5 protein-coding genes and 1 pseudogene are annotated in these 4,418 nt (G+C 72.1%); 5 read left to right on the forward strand and 1 reads right to left on the reverse strand.

Annotated features, from left to right (window positions below):
• A pseudogene (locus QH283_RS20220) lies at positions 1-148 on the reverse strand (thiamine phosphate synthase); the annotation flags it as partial.
• A gap of 80 nt (positions 149-228) precedes the next feature.
• Here QH283_RS20220 and thiO point away from each other — a divergent pair.
• From thiO to QH283_RS20245, 5 genes are all read left to right on the forward strand, one after another.
• Entirely contained in the window at positions 229-1,323 is a 1,095-nt protein-coding gene (gene thiO, locus QH283_RS20225) for a glycine oxidase ThiO (RefSeq protein ID WP_280504549.1), read from the forward strand.
• A complete protein-coding gene (gene thiS / locus QH283_RS20230; RefSeq protein WP_280504550.1) occupies positions 1,320-1,538 on the forward strand; it encodes a sulfur carrier protein ThiS in 219 nt (72 codons plus the stop codon). Before thiO ends, thiS begins: the two co-directional genes overlap by 4 nt.
• On the forward strand, positions 1,531-2,319 hold the full coding sequence (locus QH283_RS20235; RefSeq protein WP_280504551.1) for a thiazole synthase: 789 nt from the start codon (positions 1,531-1,533) through the stop codon (positions 2,317-2,319). Before thiS ends, QH283_RS20235 begins: the two co-directional genes overlap by 8 nt.
• Before the next feature lie 171 nt (positions 2,320-2,490).
• Entirely contained in the window at positions 2,491-3,471 is a 981-nt protein-coding gene (locus tag QH283_RS20240) for an ABC transporter ATP-binding protein (RefSeq protein ID WP_280504552.1), read from the forward strand.
• Positions 3,468-4,268, forward strand: a complete 801-nt coding sequence (locus QH283_RS20245) for an ABC transporter permease (RefSeq protein ID WP_280504553.1) — start codon at positions 3,468-3,470, stop codon at positions 4,266-4,268. The genes QH283_RS20240 and QH283_RS20245 overlap by 4 nt, the downstream gene beginning before the upstream one ends.
• The last annotated feature ends 150 nt before the right edge of the window (positions 4,269-4,418 follow it).

The following is a 4,418-nucleotide window of genomic DNA, read 5'->3' on the forward strand; positions in this document are numbered from 1 at the left end:
GGATGATGTCGACCCCACCCGCGAAGGCGGCGTCGGCGAACCTGGCCAGATCGCCCTTTTCCCGGCGCGCGTCGGTGCACAGGTACAGCCGCGCGGTGGCCAGGCGATCACGGGGCGGCAGGGGGCGGTTCGGGTGGGAGGGTTGCACGTCACAGACGGTAGCCGCGCTACCGTGGACAAGCGAGCACAGGGCGATCCCGTGCCGATACGCGCAGGTAGGTGACAGACATGCGGACTCTGGCCGTCGTCGGCGGCGGCGCCGTCGGATTCGCGGTGGCCTGGCGGGCCGCGGCGGCCGGATGGCAGGTCACGCTGTTCGACGCCGCCGCCGGATCGGGCGCCTCCCGGGTGGCGGGCGGCATGCTCGCCCCGCTGTCGGAGGGCTGGCCGGGGGAGGACGGCGTGCTCGGCTTCGGCGCGGCCTCGCTGGCCCGCTGGCCGGAATTCGCCGATCGGGTGGCCGCGGCCACCGGCGTGGACGTCTTCGTCGCCCGCGAGACCATGACCGTCGCCCTCGACGCCGCCGACGCCGCCGATCTGCGCACCGTCGCCGACTGGGTGGGCGAGCGCGGCCACCGCCTGCGACTGCTCGACCGCGCCGGGGTGCGTGAGCTGGAACCCGGCCTGGCCAGGACGGTGCGTGCCGGTCTGCTGTCCGGCGAACCGGCCATCGACAACCGCCTGCTGTTCGGCGCGCTGCGCGACGCGGCGGTGGCCGCCGGGGTCGAACTGCGCGAGGAATCGGTGACCGACCCGGCCGCGCTGGACTTCGACCAGGTGGTCGTCTCGGCGGGCGCGCACTCCGGCGGGCTGTGGCCCGACCTTCCGGTGCGCCCGGTGAAGGGGGAGATTCTGCGGTTGAAGCGCCGTCCCGGCGTCGCGCCCGCACCGGCCAGGGTGATCCGAGCCAGGGTGCACGGCCGCCCGGTCTACCTGGTGCCGCGCGCACACGGCCTGGTCGTCGGCGCGACCCAGTACGAGGTCGGCTTCGACACCACCGTCACGGTGGCGGGGGTGCGCGACCTGATCGCCGACGCCGAGGCGATCTTCCCCGCCATCGGCGAATACGAGCTGGCCGAGGCGTCGGCGGGCCTTAGCCCCGGCACCCCGGACAACCATCCGCTCATCGGCAGGCTCACCGACAAGGTCGTCGCCGCCACCGGGCACGGCCGCAACGGCATGCTGGCCGTCCCGCTCACCGTGGACGCGACGCTGGCCCTGCTCGACGGCGGCGCCGTGCCCGAGGCCGGGGCCGCCGACCCGCACCGCTTCACCGCGACGCCGCCCACCGCGTCGCCGTCCGTCACAGGAGGAGTTCGATGACCGCCATGTCCATCCCGATCGGTGTCACGGTCAACGGCGAGGACCACGAGTTCGCCGAGCCGCTGACCGTCCGCCAGCTGCTCGAGCGCCTGGCGCTGCCCTGCCAGGGCGTGGCCGTGGCCGTGGACGGCGCGGTGTTCCCGAAGTCGCGCTGGGACGAGCAGGTCGGCCGCGGCTGGACGATCGAGGTGCTGACGGCGGTCCAGGGTGGCTGACCTACCGGAATCCCCCGCGAACGGGCTGCCGCCGCTGCGCATCGGCGACCGGGAGTTCGGCTCCCGGCTCATCATGGGCACCGGCGGTGCGGAGAACCTGGCCGTGCTGGAGGAGGCCCTGGTCGCCTCGGGCACCGAGCTGACCACGGTGGCCATGCGCCGTGTCGACGCCGCGGGCGGCACCGGCGTGCTCGACCTGCTGAAGCGGCTGGACATCATGCCGCTGCCCAACACCGCCGGTTGCCGCACCGCCGCCGAGGCCGTGCTCACCGCGAACCTGGCCGCCGAGGCGCTGGGCACCACCTGGGTCAAGCTCGAGGTGGTGGCCGACGAGCGCACCCTGCTGCCCGACCCGATCGAACTGCTCTCGGCCGCCGAACAGCTGGTCGACGCCGGTTTCACCGTCCTGCCCTACACCAACGACGACCCGGTGCTGGCGCGCAGGCTCGAGGACGCGGGCTGCGCGGCCGTCATGCCGCTCGGCGCGCCCATCGGCACCGGTCTCGGCATCGGCAACCCGCACAACATCGAGATGATCGTGGGCGCCGCGGGCGTCCCGGTGATTCTGGACGCGGGCATCGGCACCGCCAGCGACGCCGCGCTGGCGATGGAACTCGGCTGTTCGGCGGTGCTGCTGGCCACCGCCGTCACCAGGGCCAAGCAGCCGCCGCTGATGGCCGCCGCGATGGCCGACGCGGTGCGCGCGGGCCTGCTCGCCCGGCACGCCGGCCGCATCCCCAAGCGGTTCTGGGCTCAGGCGTCGTCGCCGTCGACGCCCTGAGCCGGTCGCCGACACCGGGGCGAGAGAAGCCGCGCACCACCGGCGCGGCCCCTACGGGGGTTCCCTCGGCCGTCCCCGACTCGAGCGGGAGCCCGGTCATTCTCGAGGATGACCGGATTCCACCCCTGGGTGTGGACGCGCGTGGACGATCGGTAGGGAATGCTGGAGTCCATGATCGAAGTACGGGGTCTGACCAAACAATTCGGCCGGACCGCCGCCGTCGAGGATCTGACCTTCACCGTTCGTCCGGGACAGGTGACGGGCTTCCTCGGACCCAACGGCGCCGGCAAGTCGACGACCATGCGGATGATTCTCGGCTTGGACCGGCCGACGGCGGGCACCGCGCTCATCGATGGCAAGCCTTACCACGAGATCAAGAACCCGCTGCGCACCGTCGGCGCGCTGCTCGACGCCAAGTGGGTGCACCCGAACCGCTCGGCGCGCGCCCACCTGCAGTGGCTGGCCGCCTCCAACGGCATCGAGAAATCGCGGGTCGAGGAGGTGCTGCGGCTGGTCGGGCTCGCCGAGGTCGCCGACCGTCCCGCCGGCGGGTTCTCGCTCGGCATGTCCCAGCGGCTCGGCCTGGCCGGGGCGCTGCTGGGCGATCCGAAGGTGCTGCTGTTCGACGAGCCGGTCAACGGCCTCGACCCGGAGGGCATCCTGTGGATCCGCCGGTTCATGCAGCGCCTGGCCGCCGAGGGCCGCACCGTGCTGGTCTCCAGCCACCTGCTGTCGGAGATGGCGCAGACCGCCGAGCACCTGGTGGTGATCGGCCGCGGCAAGCTCATCGCCGACACCACGACGAAGGAGTTCATCGAGCGCGCCTCCGAGCAGAGCGTGCGCGTGCGCAGCCCGCAGCTCGACGAACTGCGCAGCCTGCTCACCGGCAAGAACCTGACCGTCCGCGAGGACGGCGCGAGCGCGGACGGCCCCGCCCTGCTGGTGGCGGGCGTCGCCAGCGACGCGGTCGGCACGCTGGCCGCGGAGAACAACATCACCCTGTTCGAGCTGTCCCCGCAGCGCGCCTCGCTGGAGGAGGCGTTCATGCGGATGACCGGCGGTGCGGTGCAGTACCACGGTGAGGGCGCCGAACAGGTGGGCGTGCCGGGACCGGACGCGCAGATGGCAGCGATGGGAGGAGCGCTCCGATGAGCGTATTGGCCGCGGAACGAATCAAATTGACCTCGACCAGATCGCCGTGGTGGTGCACCGGCCTGGCCGTGGTGTTCTCCCTGGGCATGACCGCGCTGTTCGGTCTGCTGCTGAATGTCACGATGAGCGCGTGGAAGGACGATCCGTCCATCGCGCCGGAGCCGCCGCTGGCCGACAACGTGCTCGCCGCCCTCGGCATCACCGGCGCGGCCTTCCTGCCCGGCTTCGGTTACATCCTCATCATGATCATGTGCGCGCTGGCCGTGACCAGCGAGTACCGCTTCGGCACCATGCGCGCCACCTTCCTGGCGGTGCCCAACCGGACCGCGGTGCTGGCCACCAAGGCCGGCATGCTCGCGGTCGGCGCGGCCGTGCTCGCGGCGGTGCTGACTTTCCTGAGCTTTCTCATCCTGAAGGCGGTCACCACCGCGGAGGTCGGTCAGAAGCTGAGCCTGACCGAGGGCGACACCAAGATCTTCTACGCGGTCCCGATCTTCATCGCCCTGGTGGCGGTGCTCGCCGTCGGTGTCGGCGCGCTGGTGCGCCAGTCGGCGGGCGCGATCTCGGTGCTGATCGTCTGGCCGGTGCTGATCGAGCCGATCATCGGCGCGTTCGGTAAGTACGGACGTAATATTCAGGTGTTCCTGCCGTTCCAGAACGCCAATCGCTTCCTCGGTATGGAGGACACGGGTCTGCCCTGGCACTGGGGCCCCTGGCCCGCCCTGCTGTACTTCACGGCCTTCGTCGCGATCGTCTTCGCCGCCGCCGTGGTCGTGGTCAACAGGCGAGACGCCTGACACATGCTTCCCGGGCAGCGCCCTCGCCGCCCGGGAACGCGGACGCCGCCTTGTCGGGAGGTCCGGCTCGGGGTCGGCGCTATCACCACTGCCCGGTGATCGCGCCCCCGAACCGGCCCGGCGTGTGAAGTCGCCCCTTCCACGCCGGGC

The sequence above is a fragment of the Nocardia farcinica genome (genome assembly GCF_029867845.1).
Classification (GTDB): Bacteria; Actinomycetota; Actinomycetes; order Mycobacteriales; family Mycobacteriaceae; genus Nocardia; species Nocardia farcinica_A.